The 13,826-nt window shown below is 66.9% G+C and carries 9 protein-coding genes; 3 read left to right on the forward strand and 6 right to left on the reverse strand.

Annotated features, from left to right (window positions below; translation table 11 throughout):
* Positions 1 to 17: 17 nt before the first annotated feature.
* Together WC597_RS15945 and ileS are read right to left on the reverse strand one after the other, a co-directional pair.
* Positions 18 to 1,271, reverse strand: coding sequence for a cation:proton antiporter (locus WC597_RS15945; RefSeq protein WP_372694893.1), 1,254 nt, complete (start codon positions 1,269 to 1,271; stop codon positions 18 to 20).
* Between the two features lie 942 nt (positions 1,272 to 2,213).
* Complete coding sequence (ileS, locus tag WC597_RS15950) at positions 2,214 to 5,252, reverse strand: isoleucine--tRNA ligase (RefSeq protein WP_372694895.1); 3,039 nt, start codon at positions 5,250 to 5,252, stop codon at positions 2,214 to 2,216.
* Positions 5,253 to 5,571: 319 nt separating this feature from the next.
* Here ileS and WC597_RS15955 point away from each other — a divergent pair, with 319 nt between their 5' ends.
* Positions 5,572 to 6,477 carry a hypothetical protein gene (locus tag WC597_RS15955; RefSeq protein ID WP_372694897.1) on the forward strand — a complete coding sequence of 302 codons (906 nt, stop codon included), beginning with the start codon at positions 5,572 to 5,574 and terminating at the stop codon, positions 6,475 to 6,477.
* A 129-nt stretch (positions 6,478 to 6,606) separates the two neighbouring features.
* Here the strand turns inward: WC597_RS15955 and WC597_RS15960 are convergent, their stop codons facing one another.
* The 4 genes from WC597_RS15960 to hfaA form a co-directional block, all read right to left on the reverse strand.
* A complete protein-coding gene (locus WC597_RS15960) occupies positions 6,607 to 9,489 on the reverse strand; it encodes a M16 family metallopeptidase (protein WP_372694899.1) in 2,883 nt (960 codons plus the stop codon).
* Between the two features lie 110 nt (positions 9,490 to 9,599).
* Positions 9,600 to 10,829, reverse strand: coding sequence for a holdfast anchor protein HfaD (gene hfaD, locus WC597_RS15965; protein ID WP_372694901.1), 1,230 nt, complete (start codon positions 10,827 to 10,829; stop codon positions 9,600 to 9,602).
* Positions 10,789 to 11,805: a holdfast anchoring protein HfaB gene (hfaB, locus tag WC597_RS15970; protein ID WP_372694903.1), complete on the reverse strand. Its 1,017-nt coding sequence runs from the start codon at positions 11,803 to 11,805 to the stop codon at positions 10,789 to 10,791. Before hfaB ends, hfaD begins: the two co-directional genes overlap by 41 nt.
* The gene (hfaA, locus tag WC597_RS15975; protein ID WP_159845350.1) at positions 11,802 to 12,242 is read right to left on the reverse strand and encodes a holdfast anchoring protein HfaA; all 441 of its coding nucleotides are present in this window, start codon (positions 12,240 to 12,242) and stop codon (positions 11,802 to 11,804) included. Before hfaA ends, hfaB begins: the two co-directional genes overlap by 4 nt.
* 119 nt (positions 12,243 to 12,361) lie before the next feature.
* Here hfaA and WC597_RS15980 point away from each other — a divergent pair, with 119 nt between their 5' ends.
* Together WC597_RS15980 and WC597_RS15985 are read left to right on the forward strand one after the other, a co-directional pair.
* On the forward strand, positions 12,362 to 13,036 hold the full coding sequence (locus WC597_RS15980; RefSeq protein WP_372694905.1) for a rhomboid family intramembrane serine protease: 675 nt from the start codon (positions 12,362 to 12,364) through the stop codon (positions 13,034 to 13,036).
* Positions 13,037 to 13,142: 106 nt separating this feature from the next.
* The gene (locus tag WC597_RS15985) at positions 13,143 to 13,568 is read left to right on the forward strand and encodes a CBS domain-containing protein (protein WP_372694907.1); all 426 of its coding nucleotides are present in this window, start codon (positions 13,143 to 13,145) and stop codon (positions 13,566 to 13,568) included.
* Positions 13,569 to 13,826: the final 258 nt, after the last annotated feature.

The following is a 13,826-nucleotide window of genomic DNA, read 5'->3' on the forward strand; positions in this document are numbered from 1 at the left end:
ACGGGGCGAAAAGGGGGTCAGGCTGACGCTACCGCATCCGTGATCGGTCCGTCGGCGGCGGCTGGACCAGTCGCGCCGGCCAGGGGCGGCTTGGGCTTGCCGCCCATCCGGTCGGTGAACAGGAAGACGAACGGGTTCAACGAGATCGACAGCAGGGCGGCGGCCAGAATCAGGTCGTGGGTCTCGCGGCTCATGGCGCCCAGGGACACGCCCAGGGCGGCCAGGATGAAGGAGAATTCGCCGATCTGGGCGAGGGACGCCGCGACGGTGAAGCCGGTGGGGCGGTCCAGCTTGAAGGTCTTGGTGATGACCAGGGCCGCGACCGACTTGCCGACGATGACGATGCCCAGCACGCCCAGGACCGCCCAGGGCTGGCGCACCACGATCATCGGGTCGAACAGCATGCCGACGGAAACGAAGAACAGCACGGCGAAGGCGTCGCGCAGCGGCAGCGACCGCTCGGCCGCATTGTGACCCAGGGGCGAGGCGTTCATCACCAGACCGGCCAGGAAGGCGCCCAGGGCGAACGAGTGGAACAGGAAATAGGCCAGCCAGGCGATGCCCAGGGCGATGGCCAGAACGCCCAGGGTGAAGAGCTCGCGCGACTTGGTGTGGGCGATGCGGATCAGCAGCCAGGGAATGACCTTGCCGCCGACGACCAGCATGCCGACGACGAAGAGGACCACCTTGAGCAGGGTCAGGCCCACATTGGTTCCAAGCACGGCGAGGTCCGTCTGGGTTCCGGCCGGGCCCAGGATCATCGGCAGCATCACCAGGGCGATGACGATGACCAGATCCTCCACGATCAGCCAGCCGACGGCGATGCGCCCGATCTCGCCCTTGACCTGTTTGCGTTCCTCCAGCGCCCGCAGCAGGACGACGGTGGAGGCGACCGACAGGGCGAAACCCATCAGCAGGGCCTCGACATCGCCCTGGCCCAGGACGAACCGGCCGAGACCCCAACCCAGCACGGTGGCGACGGCGATCTGGACCAGGGCGCCGGGGATGGCGACCTTGCGGACCTGCATCAGGTCCTTGGGCGAGAAGTGCAGGCCGACGCCGAACATCAGCAGGATGACGCCGATCTCGGCCAGTTGCGGCGCCAGTTCTGTGTCGGCGACGAAGCCGCCCGTATAGGGACCGACGACGACGCCCGCGACCAGGTAGCCGACCAGGGGCGACAGTTTCAGCCGATGCGCCAGCATGCCGAACACGAAGGCGAGGACGAAGCCCCCGACCAGGGTGAGGATCAGGCTGTCGGCATGCGGCATCAGGGCTCCTGTCGCGGGCGAGGGTGTGATTTTGGCTAGGCTTTGCAGTTGGGGCGCGAAGGGCGGTTTGACAAGATGACGCAGTGTCGCGCGGGACGGAAAACGGCTTTGTCTTCGCGCTTTCGCTGCGAAGTTATTGGAGGGCTGGGCGGAGCGCCGGGCCTTCGCCCGGAGTTCTGTTGTGTTGTTACCGTTTCGACGAAGGGTGTGACGCTCCGCGCGGTTGGTTGGCCTTCAAGCTCGGGGCGTCGAGCGGTGGCGGTCTTATCGCCTAACCCCATAAGCCTGCGACGGGTCGGCGGGGTCTGCGAAACCCCGTCCCGAGTGCGATCGAGTATCCCCCTCGACCCTCCGACGGCGCACCATGTGTCGCCACCGGCGCGAGCCGTTTCAGACCCGCTCCCATTCCATCCGCTCCCGCCGCCGCAAGGTCGCAGGCCAAGCGAGCCCTCCATGCGACGGGACGGGTGTATTATGGGGCGGTTTGACCCCGTGGGCAGGAGATCGGGGACATAAATCGGCAAGCGGTTGGATTCGCTAGGAATGAACCAGCGGCATTGTGATGGCTGGGGCGCGTTTCTCCCTCCCCTTCATGGGGAGGGGCGACGTAGCGCAGCGCAGCCGGGGTGGGGTCGTGTGAGGCGTAGCGCCCGTCCTTACGGCCCCACCCGGATCGCTGCGCGATCGTCCCTCCCCATGAAGGGGAGGGAGAGGCGCCCGTGGGACTTCAAGAGCTCCTCCACCGCTACGCGGTCCCCCTCCCCACAAGTGGGGAAGAGACGATGATGCGCGTCCATCTCCCCTCGGGGAGAAGGCGGGGCCGGAGGCCTTGGATGAGTGGTTTCTCTCCGCCTCGGGACGGTGAGGGTGAGACTGCGGACACAGCCCCCTCATCCGTCTCGCTGCGCGAGCCACCTTCTCCCCCGAGGGGAGAAGGGTTCGTTACGCGTGGGTTTCGTCCCAGTATTTGACCGCTTCGGCGTCGCGGGCCGAGAGGTCGGGATAGGCGGGGTCGGAGCCGACATCGGGGACGCGGCGCCAAGAGCGGGCGCATTTGGGTTGGTCGAGGAGCGGAACGATACGAACGTGGGCAATCGAGGAGTGGTGGTCGTGGATCAAGCCGCGAGCATGTTCATCAGTGCGTTGCTGAAGTTGCTCATCAGTTTCGACCGGGATGTCCAGACTTGAGACTGCCGCTTCGCGCTCGAACTTGGCCAAGCTGGTTCGAAACACTTCCGCCGCATCGAGGCCTTTGAAAGCTTCACGATGGTCGTCAGAGGTGGTGACTTCAACGGAGGCGTCGAGCGCACCTCCAATCTCCCGATTGGTTCGGGCGCTTTCCAGCGCTGTATTAACGCAGTCGATGACCTCAAAGACTTTCGCCCACCGCGCGGCCTCGGCCGGGTTGTTCCATTCCGCCGGCGTCTCCGGGATCACCCGCGCGCAGTTGGTGCCTGCATCCGGGAACCGCGTCGTCCAGGCCTCTTCCATCGTGAAGGGGGTCAGGGGGGCCAGCCAGGCGGTCAGGCGGGAGAAGACCTCGTCCATCACGGTGCGGGCGGCGCGACGGCGCAGGCTGTCGGGACGGTCGCAGTAGAGGGCGTCCTTCCTGATGTCGAAATAGAGGGCCGACAGGTCGTTGGAGCAGAACTCCAGCACCGGGCGGACGACGTCCTGGAAGCGGTATTCGGTGTAGGCGGTGCGGACCTGGGCGTCGAGTTCGTGCAGGCGGTGCAGGATGAAGCGCTCCAGCGGCGGCATCTGGTCCAGCGGCAGGCGTTCGGCCTCGTCGAAATCGGCCAGGGCGCCCAGCAGATAGCGGACGGTGTTCCGAAGCTTGCGATAGGCGTCGACCGTGGTCTGGAGGATCTGTTTGCCGATCCGCTGGTCCTCGGAATAGTCGACCAGCGACACCCACAGACGCAGGATGTCGGCGCCGCTTTCCTTGATGATGGTCAGGGGATCGGTGGTGTTGCCCTTGGACTTGGACATCTTCTCCCCCTTCTCATCGAGGGTGAAGCCGTGCGTCAGAACCGCCTTGAACGGGGCGCGGCCGCGGGTGCCGCAGCCTTCCAGCAGGGAGGACTGGAACCAGCCGCGGTGCTGGTCGGAGCCTTCCAGATAGAGGTCGGCGGGCCAGTGGGCCGGCCGGTCGCCGGCGTAGCCGTGCTCGGGCGTGCGCGGGTCGAGGGTGAAGGCGTGGGTCGAGCCGGAATCGAACCAGACGTCCAGGATGTCCTCGACCTTTTCGTAGCGGGCCGGGTCGTGAGCGCCTAGGAAGTCGGCGTCGGGCGCGGTGAACCAGATGTCGGCGCCGTGCTCGGCGACGGCCGACACGATGCGGGCGTCGACCTCGGCGTCATGCAGAGGCTGGCCGGTCTGTTTGTCGATGAACATGGCCAGCGGCGTGCCCCAGGCGCGCTGGCGGCTGACCAGCCAGTCGGGGCGGCCCTCGACCATCGATCGGATGCGGTTCTTGCCGGCGGCGGGGTGGAAGGCGGTGTCGTCGATGGCCTTCAACCCCGTCTCGCGCAGGGTGTCGCCGGACTGCTGACCTTCAGTCTTCAGGGGCTCGTCCATGCGGATGAACCACTGGGGGGTGTTGCGGAAGATGATCGGGGCCTTGGAGCGCCACGAGTGGGGATAGGAGTGCTCCATCCGGCCGCGCGCCAGCAGGTTGCCGGCCTCGATCAGCTTTTCCATCACCGCGCCGTTGGCGGGGCCGAACTTGCCGGTCTTCTTGCCTTCGGTCTCCAGCACCTTGAGGCCCGCGAACAGGGGGACGCCAGGGTAGTAGGCGCCGTCGGGATCGACGGTGTCCGGCACCTCGTGATGACCGTGGGCCTTCCAGACCTCGAAGTCGTCGGCGCCGTGGCCCGGCGCGGTGTGGACGAAGCCCGTGCCCGCGTCGTCGGTGACGTGGTCGCCGGCCAGCAGCGGCACGGAGAAGCCGTAGCCGCTGTCGAGGGCCGCCAGCGGGTGGGCGGTCTCCAGGCCAGACGGATTGATGTCGTAGACGCGGGTCCAGGCGGCGATCTTGGCGGCCCTGAACACGTCCTCGGCCAGCTTGTCGGCCAGGATCAGGCGGTCGCCCGGCTTGGCCCAGGGCGCGAACTCAAGACCCTCTTCCATGGCCGTGACCTCATAGAGGCCATAGGCGATCTCGGGGCCGTAAGAGATGGCGCGGTTGGCCGGGATGGTCCAGGGCGTGGTGGTCCAGATGACGATGGACGGGGTGCTGGAGCGGAAGGCCAGGAGGTCGTCAGGATGGTCGTCGGACATGGCCGTGACCGGGAACTTGACCCAGATCGTCGGGCTGACGTGGTCGTGGTATTCGATCTCGGCGTCGGCCAGGGCGGTGCGCTCGACCGGCGACCACATGACGGGTTTGGACCCGCGATACAGTTGGCCCGTGTTCTTGAACTTGTGGAATTCGGCGACGATGGCCGCCTCGGACGTGAAATCCATGGTGGCGTAGCGGTTGGCGAAGTCGCCGGTGATGCCCAGGCGTTTGAACTGGTCGCGTTGCAGGTCAATGTATTTGCCGGCGTATTCGCGGCAGGCGGCGCGGAACTCGTCCTTGGAGACCTCGTCCTTGCGGCGGCCCTTGGCGCGGAACTGTTCCTCGATCTTCCACTCGATCGGCAGGCCGTGGCAGTCCCAGCCGGGGACGTAGTCGACGTCATAGCCCAGCAGGAAGCGGCTGCGGACGACGAAATCCTTCAGCGTCTTGTTCAGCGCGTGGCCGATGTGGATGTCGCCGTTGGCGTAGGGCGGGCCGTCGTGCAGGACATAGAGGGGGGCGTTCTGCTTCTGCCGCTCGGCGCGCAGGGTTCCGTACAGGTCGCCCCACTGTTCCAGGATGATCGGCTCCTTCTGGGGCAGGCCGCCGCGCATGGGGAAGGGCGTCTCGGGCAGGAAGACGGTGTCGCGATAGTCGCGGGCGGTGGATTCAGTGGTGTTTTCGGGGGCGTCGGCCATGGGTCGTCTCGGAGTCTTTTAGAGTTACGTTCGCTGTTCTTCGCCCTATCGCGCTTCGCGCTGCTTGAGGGCTGTCGATCCCGGCGTGCACGGGGCCAGAAGGCCCAGAGTTGCTACGCCGGGCGGCTAATCGAAATCAGGCGAATGGAGACGCGGACGGTCATTATGCGGGCGGTCTAGCAGACGGATGCGGCATTGCGCCATCCCGAAGGATGCGGCGCATCAACGGAAACGAAAGGCTTTTGTCGTTTTGGTGAATGCAGGATCGGCCGGCGTCTTGTCTGGTCGACACGAAATCTACGTTTGGGAGTTCCCGCCGATGCGGCTGCGGATCACGAAATGGATGCTGGGCCTGGCGGCCGGCCTCGCCGTCTCGGCGGGCGCCGGCGCGGCCCTGGCGCAATGCACGTCCGGCTGCGAGCCGCCGCCCTGCACATCGTGCGAGCCGCCGCCTCCGCCCGAGCCGCCGCCCTGCAACGGCGGTGGAAACTGCGGTCCTGGCGGCGGCGGTGGCGGCGGAAACTGGAACGGCAACATCAATACCAACGTCAATGTGAACGTGAACCTGGGCGCAAACGCCAATGCGAACGCGGGCGCCAACGCCAACTCGGGCGCGCGGTCGTTTCTGAACGCGCGGGCCGGCGGCTTCTCGGGCAGCTATGGCAGGGGCGGCGGCGCGGCCTATGTCAGCGTCGATCAGCCCTATCCGACCACGATCCAGGGCCTGGCCGTCGAGGGCATGGTCGCCCAGACCATCCGCACCCCCTACAGCGCCTTCCGCAGCATGATGAAGCGGGTCGTCATCCAGGCCGTCTGCATCGACGACCGCCAGGTGCCGCACCCGGCATCCCAGGTGCGGCCGGATCGCGAGATCGCGGACGGGTTCGACGGCGAGCTTTATCGCTGCCTGTCGGGCACCTGGCTGCAGGCGACCATCGCGGACTATAACGGCGACATCAGCTTCGATCACGGCACGACCCTGACCTGCCGCAAGCACGAGGCGCTATGGTACGGGCCGGAGGGCAGGCTGGAATGCCGTCCCGAGAAGCCCGAGCGCGACTGCAACGAGCGGTCGCTGCTGCGTCGCTACGGCGCCGGGGTGAAGATCCTGACGATGTATCGCGAAGAAGAGTACACCGAATACCGCGAGGAACAGGTCGAGAGCGCGACCGTGCTGACCGGGGTGATCACCCTGGACGGCGGCGTCGGCGGCCGGGTGTTCTGAACGGGAGCCGAACAGGTCCATTCAGCCGCCGATCAGGCGGGACGTGAGATAACAAGACCGTCGGCTCTCCGTCGACGATCCTGATGACTGGCCCCGGTTCGCAAGAACCGGGGCCTTTTTCTTGGGCGCTTACTGAGCCGGAGCTTGGGCAGTGACGGTGGCGCGCCAGGCGGCGTCGGGCTTCAGATACTGGCGGGCCAGGGCCTGAAGATCGGCGGCGGTGACGGCTTCCAGCGTGGCGACCTGATTGCGCGTCTGGTCCAGCGTGGCCGGGTTGGATTGGGCCTCGGCCAGCTGGGTCATCCAGTAGCCGTTGTCGGCCATGCTGCGGCGCAGACGTTCGACGGCCGGGCGGCGGGCGCGGTTCAGTTCGTCGTCGCTGACCGGGTTGTCACGCAGATCGGCGGCGATGGCGTCCACTGTCTCGAACAGTTTCGGCAGGGCGGCCAGCGGGGTTTCCGCCGTCACCGAGATGAAGCCGTAGCCGGGATAGACGTCCGAGGCGCTGGAGCCGGCGCTGGGCGAATAGGCCAGGCCCTGTTTCTCGCGAATCTCGTCGTTCAGGCGCAGTTGCAGCACGTCCGACAGGATCGACAGCTGACGCGCGGTCTTGCGATCGGCGATCTGGTCGGTCGTCGGCCAGGCCACGAAGCCCAGCGCCTGTTCGGTCGGGCCTGTATGATGCAACTGGACTGGCGTGGCGACGGGTGCGGGGAACTTGCGCTCGGTCGAGCCGGCAGGCGGGGTCGGTTCGGCGCCGCGCGAGGGCAGGGCGCCGAAGGTCGAGCCGACGGCGGCGATCACGGCGTCGATGTCCACGTCGCCGACGACGGTGATCTCGACCGGACCCTGGGCCAGGGCCGAGCGGACGCCGTTTCGCACGTCGTCGATCTGGATCGCGGCGATCTGTTCCGCCGTCGGGGTCATCTCGCGCGCATCGCCGTCAGCCAGAAGGCCCGAGGCGTCACGCTGGAACACGCCGCGGGGCGTGGCGCCCAGCTGGGCCAGAATCTGCGGGAACATGGCCTTGGTCTGTTCGAACGGCGCGGCGCGAAGGCCGGGATCGGTCAGGTAGGCGGCCAGAACCTGAAGCTCCAACTGCAGATCGGCAGGCTTGGTCGCGCCCGAGAAGACATAGGCGTCTCCGGCCTGGTTGACCGAGGCGCTGTAGGTGCGGCCGCTGAGGACGCGGTTGATCTCGTCCAGGCTGAGCTTGCCCAGGCCGCCGGGCGTCAGGACTGTGCTGGCCATCGACAAGGGCGACAGGGTGTCTGCAGGCAGACCCAGTTCGCCGATGCCGGTTCGGGCGCTGACCAGGATCTGTTCGGCGCGGAAGTCCGTCTTCTTGATGTTCAGCAGCGTGCCGTTCGGGAAGCGGACCAGGGTGGCGCCCAGGTCGGCGACCTCGGTGCGCGAGGCCGGGACCGCGGGAGCGCCGAAGTTGTCATAGGGCCATTTCAGCTCGGCCTCGACGGCGCGGGCTTGGATCAGGGTGTTGCGCGAGGCCTTCAGTGCGGCGGTGACGGCCGCTTCGCCGCCCTCGACCGGGACGGGTGAGCTGAACAGCACCAGCGGCCCCTGGCCTTCGAACACGGCCTTGGCCGCCTGGTTGACCTGATCGACGGTCAGACCTTCGACCGCCCTGTTGAAGAGGTCGAGATTGGTCTGGGGCGCGCTGAAGACCTGGTCGTCGTTGACGGCGCCCAGCAGGCCGGTGGCCAGGGCGGGGGTCGAACGGGTCGCGGCCGAGGCCACGGCGTTCTGAAGCGCGGTGCGGGTGTTGACGATCTCGCGCTGAAGCTCGGCGTCGGTCACGCCGTATTCGGCCAGACGACGGCTTTCCTGTTCGACGGTCTCAAGGGCGCGCTGCCAGCCGCCGGGATTGAAGGCGACCGACAGGGTGCCGGCGTCCAGGCTGTCGAACAGCGACTGATAGCCGGCGCCGGCGCCGATGAAGGGCGGGTTGTCGGCGCGGGCGATCTCGCCCAGGCGCCGGTTCAGCACGGACAGGCCCAGGCCGCGACGGATGTCGGCGGCGCGTTCGGCGGCGGTGTCGGGTTCCAGGTCGGGGTTCTTGATCCAGTTGATCTGGATCGAGGACTGGATGCCGGGCTCGACCAGGATGCTGGTCGTGGGCTCACGCGGGGCAACCGTTCCCAGGTCGGGCTCGGGACCGTCGGCAGCCGTGGGTTTCCAGTCGGCGAAGGCCGCACGGACCTTGGCCTCCATCGCGTCCACGTCGAAGTCGCCCACGGCGATGAAGGTGGCGCGCGACGGGCGATAATAGGCGTCGTAGAAGTCGACGAACCGTTGGCGCGGGGCATTGCGGATGATGTCGAGGTCGCCGATCGGCAAACGCTCGGACAGCCGCTGGCCGGGCGCCAGCAGACCCAGCTGGGTCTTCAGCACGCGCAGTTGCGGCGTGTCGCGGGTGCGTTCCTCGCCAACGATGACGCCGCGCTCGGAATCGATGGCGTCCGGCGCCATCAGGGCCGCCGACATCATCTCACGCAGGATGTGCAGACTGGGATCGACCGTCTCGTCCTTGGTGTTGGGCAGCTCCAGCATATAGGCGGTTTGGTCGAAGCTGGTGAAGGCGTTGGTGTCGGCGCCGAAGGCCAGGCCCAGGCGTTCGAGGATGCGCAGCATCTCGTTTTCCGGCACGTCCTTGGTGCCGTTGAAGGCCATGTGCTCCATGAAGTGCGCCAGACCCTTCTGGTCGTCACGCTCCATCAGCGAGCCGGCGTCGATGCGCAGGCGGAACGAGGCCTGGCCCGGAGGCGTCGCATTGTGCAGCAGGGCGTAGCGCATGCCGTTGGGCAGCAGGCCGTAACGGACGGCGGGATCGGCGGGAATGTCGCTGGCGGCCTGGGCCCAGGGGGCGGACGGCGCGACCTGGCCGGCCGAGGCGGCGGGAGCAGCAGTCTGGGCGAAAGCAGGAGCGGCGAAAGCCCCCGTGGTCAGGGCCAGTCCCGAGACGGCGACGAGCAGCAGATGACGCGCAGAACGCATAATATAACTCCGAAACCGCAACCCCCGATGGCGCGATCCCGGATGTGTAAAGTGAGCTTGCCTTTCCAGCAAGCTGGACCGACGAACCTTACCGACTTGTCATGTTTGGATTAGCCGCCTGGGCGGCTGACGTAGAAGGTGGCGGTGTTGCCGACGGCGTTGGCGCCGACGACGGCGGTGCGGCCGGAGGCGACGGTGGCGCTGGTGGTTGCGGTGACATTGCCGCTGTTGGTCTGGTTGTTGGTGATGTTGACGTCGCCGCCGCCGCACTGGGTACAGGCGTAGCCGGTCACCGCATTGCCGACCGCGTCGGCGCCGACATAGGCGTCGTAGCCGCTGACGCCGACATAGGTGGCGTTGGCCTCGACCCCGCCGGAGTTCAGCTGGGTGTTGTCCAGCTTCAGATAGATGTCGTTGTTGCCGGCGACAGTTTCGTTGGCGACGCTGCGGGCGGCCAGCACCGTCTGGCCCTGAAGATTGGTCTGGACGCGGGCGTCGGCGCGGACGCGACCGGCGTTGGTCTGGTCCGTCTCGATCAGCATCGAGCCGCCGGCATTGGCCGTGATGGCCTGGTTGGCGCCGGCGTTGGCGCCGACCGTCAGGTCCCAGGCGTTGTCCACATAGACGTCGGTGCGGGCCTCTGTCGTCGAGGCGGCGTTGGACTGGCGGATGGCCAGGTCCTGGTGCGAGGCGCCGGTCGTATTGGTCTGGACCGCATTGGCGACCGCCTGGGACGAGAAGGTCGCGGGCGCGGGGATGTATTGAACGTCGGCGACGGTCTCGGCGAAGACAGTGGTCTGGGCCGTCTGGTCGATCACACCGGTCAGCGAGGAGGAGGGGCCGCCCATGGCGACGGAGTTGGCGACGGCGGCGCTGGTCGCGAAGCCGCCCTGGAGCACGCGGCCGCCCGGCGCCTGGACATAGGTTCCGGCCCGCACCTGATCGCCGGTCGTGGACTGGGTCGCATCGACGGCGAAGGTCGCGCGGTCGGTGGTGACGCCCAGGTAGTTGCCGCGCGCGGTGGTCTGGACGCTGAGTTGGCCGTCGGCCTCCCCGTTCACGACGACGTTGCTGCGCGCGACGGTCGCGCCGGTCATGGTCTGGCGCGAGACCAGGCCGGCGGACGCAGCCGTCACCCCGCCCGCGAGCGCATTGCCCTGGGCGCTGTTGCTGACGGTCACCTGATCGACGGACAGGTTGATGTTGACCTGTCCGGTGATGTCGCCGGTCTGGATTTGGGTGCTGGAACAGGCTTCGCCGGCTTGCGGATCGCAGGCCGGCGTCTGCTGCGCGCTCGCTTCAGTGGCGAGTGCGGCGAACGTCGCCGTCGCGGCTATCATTCCAGCGAGACGGATCGGCGCGGGTCTGGCCATTGTTCGTGTCCTGAGTGGGATAGGCCGGATAATAACCGCCGGTCGGACCGACGGTGGAATCGCCGAGCGGATCGTTGGCGGCGTTGAGGCAGATTTCGGGGCCGGGCGCGCCATAGAGGTTGGCCATGAACTCGACCGTGGCCCGTTCGACCAGGGCGCGGACGGCCAACTGCGTCGGCTCCATCCCGCCCGTGCCGGCCGAGATGTCGAAGACGTTGCCGTTCAGGAAGTCGAACACGCCGGCCGAGATCTCGCGGCCGATGATCTGCTTCTGATAGGAGACGACATCGACGACCTCAAGCGTGGTCGTCTGGACCAGGCGCAGGTCCATGGCGATGTTCATCACATAGACACGGTGGTTCAGCATGGTCGAACCGGGGCGGGCGGAGTTGATCTCGCCCTGGCCGATGTCGAAGCCGCCGGAGCGGATGTTGTAATTCACCTCGGTGATGCCGCCGACGACATAGAAGTCCGAACCGGGCACCTGACCGGCCAGGATGCGGCGATACTGGGTGTCCTCAGGGCCCTGGGCGTCAGGAGCCTGGTCGCCGATCAGCTTGTTGTTGGCGTAGCGCAGCTCAAGCTCGGACACCGAGGTGTCGTAGCGTTCGACGATCCGCGCGCCGGCCTTGGCCAGGGCCGAGTTGGCCATCAGGGAGGCGCCGCCGGTGATCTGGCGGCCGCCATCCGAAGAGACCGTGCCGGTGTAGTCGCTGATCCGGCCCACGGCCATGCGCGGCGAGGGCAGGTTGTAGCGACGGGCGTAGTCGGCCAGGCAATAGAGCGCGGCGGAATAGGGGGTCGGGTTTGCGGTCACCGGCGCATTGCCGATCGGGGTCGCATATTGACCCGACGGACCCGCGACCGGGCTGACGCAGCCGGCGAGCAGCAGGGCGACGGCCGAAACGGCGGCTCCCCCTTTGATGAGATGGCGGCGGCTCATGGCAGGTTGATGTTCCCGTTCAGGGCCGTGCCGGCGTTGATCGCGCCGGTGTTGGTCTGGGTCGAGTTGACGATGACGGTGTTGCGGTTGCCCTGGACCACCACGTTCAGCTGGTTGCCGATGGCGGTTGAGCCGCCGATGGTCGTGCCGCCGTTGCTGGACGAGCCAGCGCCCGCATAGGCCGAGGCGACGCCGCCCGACTGGCTGGAATAGGATGAGGCGCCCGACTGGATGATGCCGTTGACGATCAGGCGGTTGCCGTTGGCGTCGCGGGTATAGCCGGTGGTCGCGGTGTTGGCGGCCGTGCGCGCGCCGCCGTAACCCTGCTGGAAGCGCGATGCGCCGCCCGAACCCGTCGATTGCGCGGCGGCTGGCAGGCTCGCTGCGGCCACGACGGCCACGACGGCGGTGGATAGAAACAGCCTCTTGGCGGGCATTACGATGGTTCCTCGCGCACAAACGAACGCCGGACCCCGAACGCGATCCGCACCCCAACCTGCATTAAGGATGTTAAGAAGCGCTTGATGTCGCAGGAGGCCTTGCGCATTTGTGCCCCATGTCAGACGCACACGGTCGATTCGACGGAACTCCCGAAGGCAAGCCGCCCAGAGAGAAGGCGTTCAACGTCCCGCTGGTCGTGCTGCTGATCGCCGTGTCGATGCCGGTGCTGTTCTATTTCCAGCGGCAGTTGCCCGACATGGGGATGAGCATGGCCTTTGCGCCTGCCGATCTGGAGCAGGGACGCTGGGGCGGACTGCTGACGGCCATGCTGCTGCACGGCGGCTGGACCCACGCCATCATGAATGCGGTCGCGGCGATCGCATTCGGCTCGCCGGTCGCGCGGCTGTTCGGCGGCAAGATGGGGCCGACGGTCTTCCTGCTCTTCTATGTGGCGTGCGGGGTGCTGGCGGCGCTGGGCTATGGGCTGATCCATTGGGGTTCCACAGAGCCGATGGTCGAGGCGTCGGGCGCCGTGTTCGGCCTGATCGGGGCGGCGACGCGGTTGATGGGCGGACAGGGCAGGGTGCTGGCCCTGACCGACCGCCACGTGATCGGCGCAGCCATCGCCTGGATGGCCGTCAATGCGGTGACCGGCCTGATCGGCTATGCGCCAGGCGCCGAGGGCGCGCGCATCGCCTGGGAAGCGCATGCCGTCGGCTTCGTGGTCGGGTTGCTGGCGATCGGGCCGCTGGCGCGTGTGTTCGGCAAGGGCGTTGTGGTCAACGACTGATCAGGGAGGTTTGCTTCCTGACGCCGGCTGAGCGATCATCGGTTCCCGAGCGGCCCTGTCGCCATTCCGGCCCTGCGGTCGTCTCTTATAGAGAGAAGGAGCCGCGATGTTCGTCGCCGAGATCCTCAAGACCAAGGGAAATGCCGTCTTCTCCATCGCGCCCGACCTGACGGTGACGCAGGCGTGCGGTGAGCTGGAGCAGAAACGGGTTGGGGCGCTGGTCGTCTGTGACGGCGACCATGTTGTCGGGGTGTTTTCCGAGCGGGACGTGGTCAAGGCCCTGGCCGCCGATGGCGCCGGGGCGCTGGATCTCCCGGTCGCCGACTATATGACGGCCAAGGTGATCTTCGCCGAACCGGGCGAGGAGATGTCGGCCCTGATGACCCGCATGACCGATCGCCGCATCCGACATCTGCCGGTGATGCAGGCCAAGCGTCTGGTCGGCGTCATCTCCATAGGCGACGTAGTGAAATGCCAGATCGCCGAGCACGCCCAGGAGGCTGCGAGTTTGCGGACTTACATTGCGGGCTGACGGCTGCTGCCGTTGCTCGCTGATCGTGAGTCTTTGAGAAACTTTCCCCTTGGCGTCAGAATCCGCTTGCTGACAAATCGGGGTCTACGTATAGAGCCGCCTCGCTCGGAAACGGGCTGGCCGACGGGGCTGCGGGGGTTCAAATCTCCAACGTCCCACGGAAGGAGGAGTTGAAAAACTTCTTGCTTTCATCGGTTAGTTTCACTAGGTTCCGCGCTCCAATCGAATCGCCGACGGGTTTTAAGAGGTAAGCCTCGC

The sequence above is a fragment of the Brevundimonas sp. genome (assembly GCF_041648115.1).
Taxonomy (GTDB): Bacteria; Pseudomonadota; Alphaproteobacteria; order Caulobacterales; family Caulobacteraceae; genus Brevundimonas.

Excerpts from the sequence above, each read along its gene's own strand:
- hfaD (WP_372694901.1), bottom strand. The coding sequence starts at position 10,829 with ATGATAGCCGCGACGGCGACGTTCGCCGCACTCGCCACTGAAGCGAGC.
- WC597_RS15955 (WP_372694897.1), top strand. The coding sequence starts at position 5,572 with ATGCGGCTGCGGATCACGAAATGGATGCTGGGCCTGGCGGCCGGCCTC.
- WC597_RS15960 (WP_372694899.1), bottom strand. The coding sequence starts at position 9,489 with ATGCGTTCTGCGCGTCATCTGCTGCTCGTCGCCGTCTCGGGACTGGCC.
- ileS (WP_372694895.1), bottom strand. The coding sequence starts at position 5,252 with ATGGCCGACGCCCCCGAAAACACCACTGAATCCACCGCCCGCGACTAT.
- WC597_RS15980 (WP_372694905.1), top strand. The coding sequence starts at position 12,362 with ATGTCAGACGCACACGGTCGATTCGACGGAACTCCCGAAGGCAAGCCG.
- WC597_RS15945 (WP_372694893.1), bottom strand. The coding sequence starts at position 1,271 with ATGCCGCATGCCGACAGCCTGATCCTCACCCTGGTCGGGGGCTTCGTC.
- WC597_RS15985 (WP_372694907.1), top strand. The coding sequence starts at position 13,143 with ATGTTCGTCGCCGAGATCCTCAAGACCAAGGGAAATGCCGTCTTCTCC.
- hfaA (WP_159845350.1), bottom strand. The coding sequence starts at position 12,242 with ATGCCCGCCAAGAGGCTGTTTCTATCCACCGCCGTCGTGGCCGTCGTG.
- hfaB (WP_372694903.1), bottom strand. The coding sequence starts at position 11,805 with ATGAGCCGCCGCCATCTCATCAAAGGGGGAGCCGCCGTTTCGGCCGTC.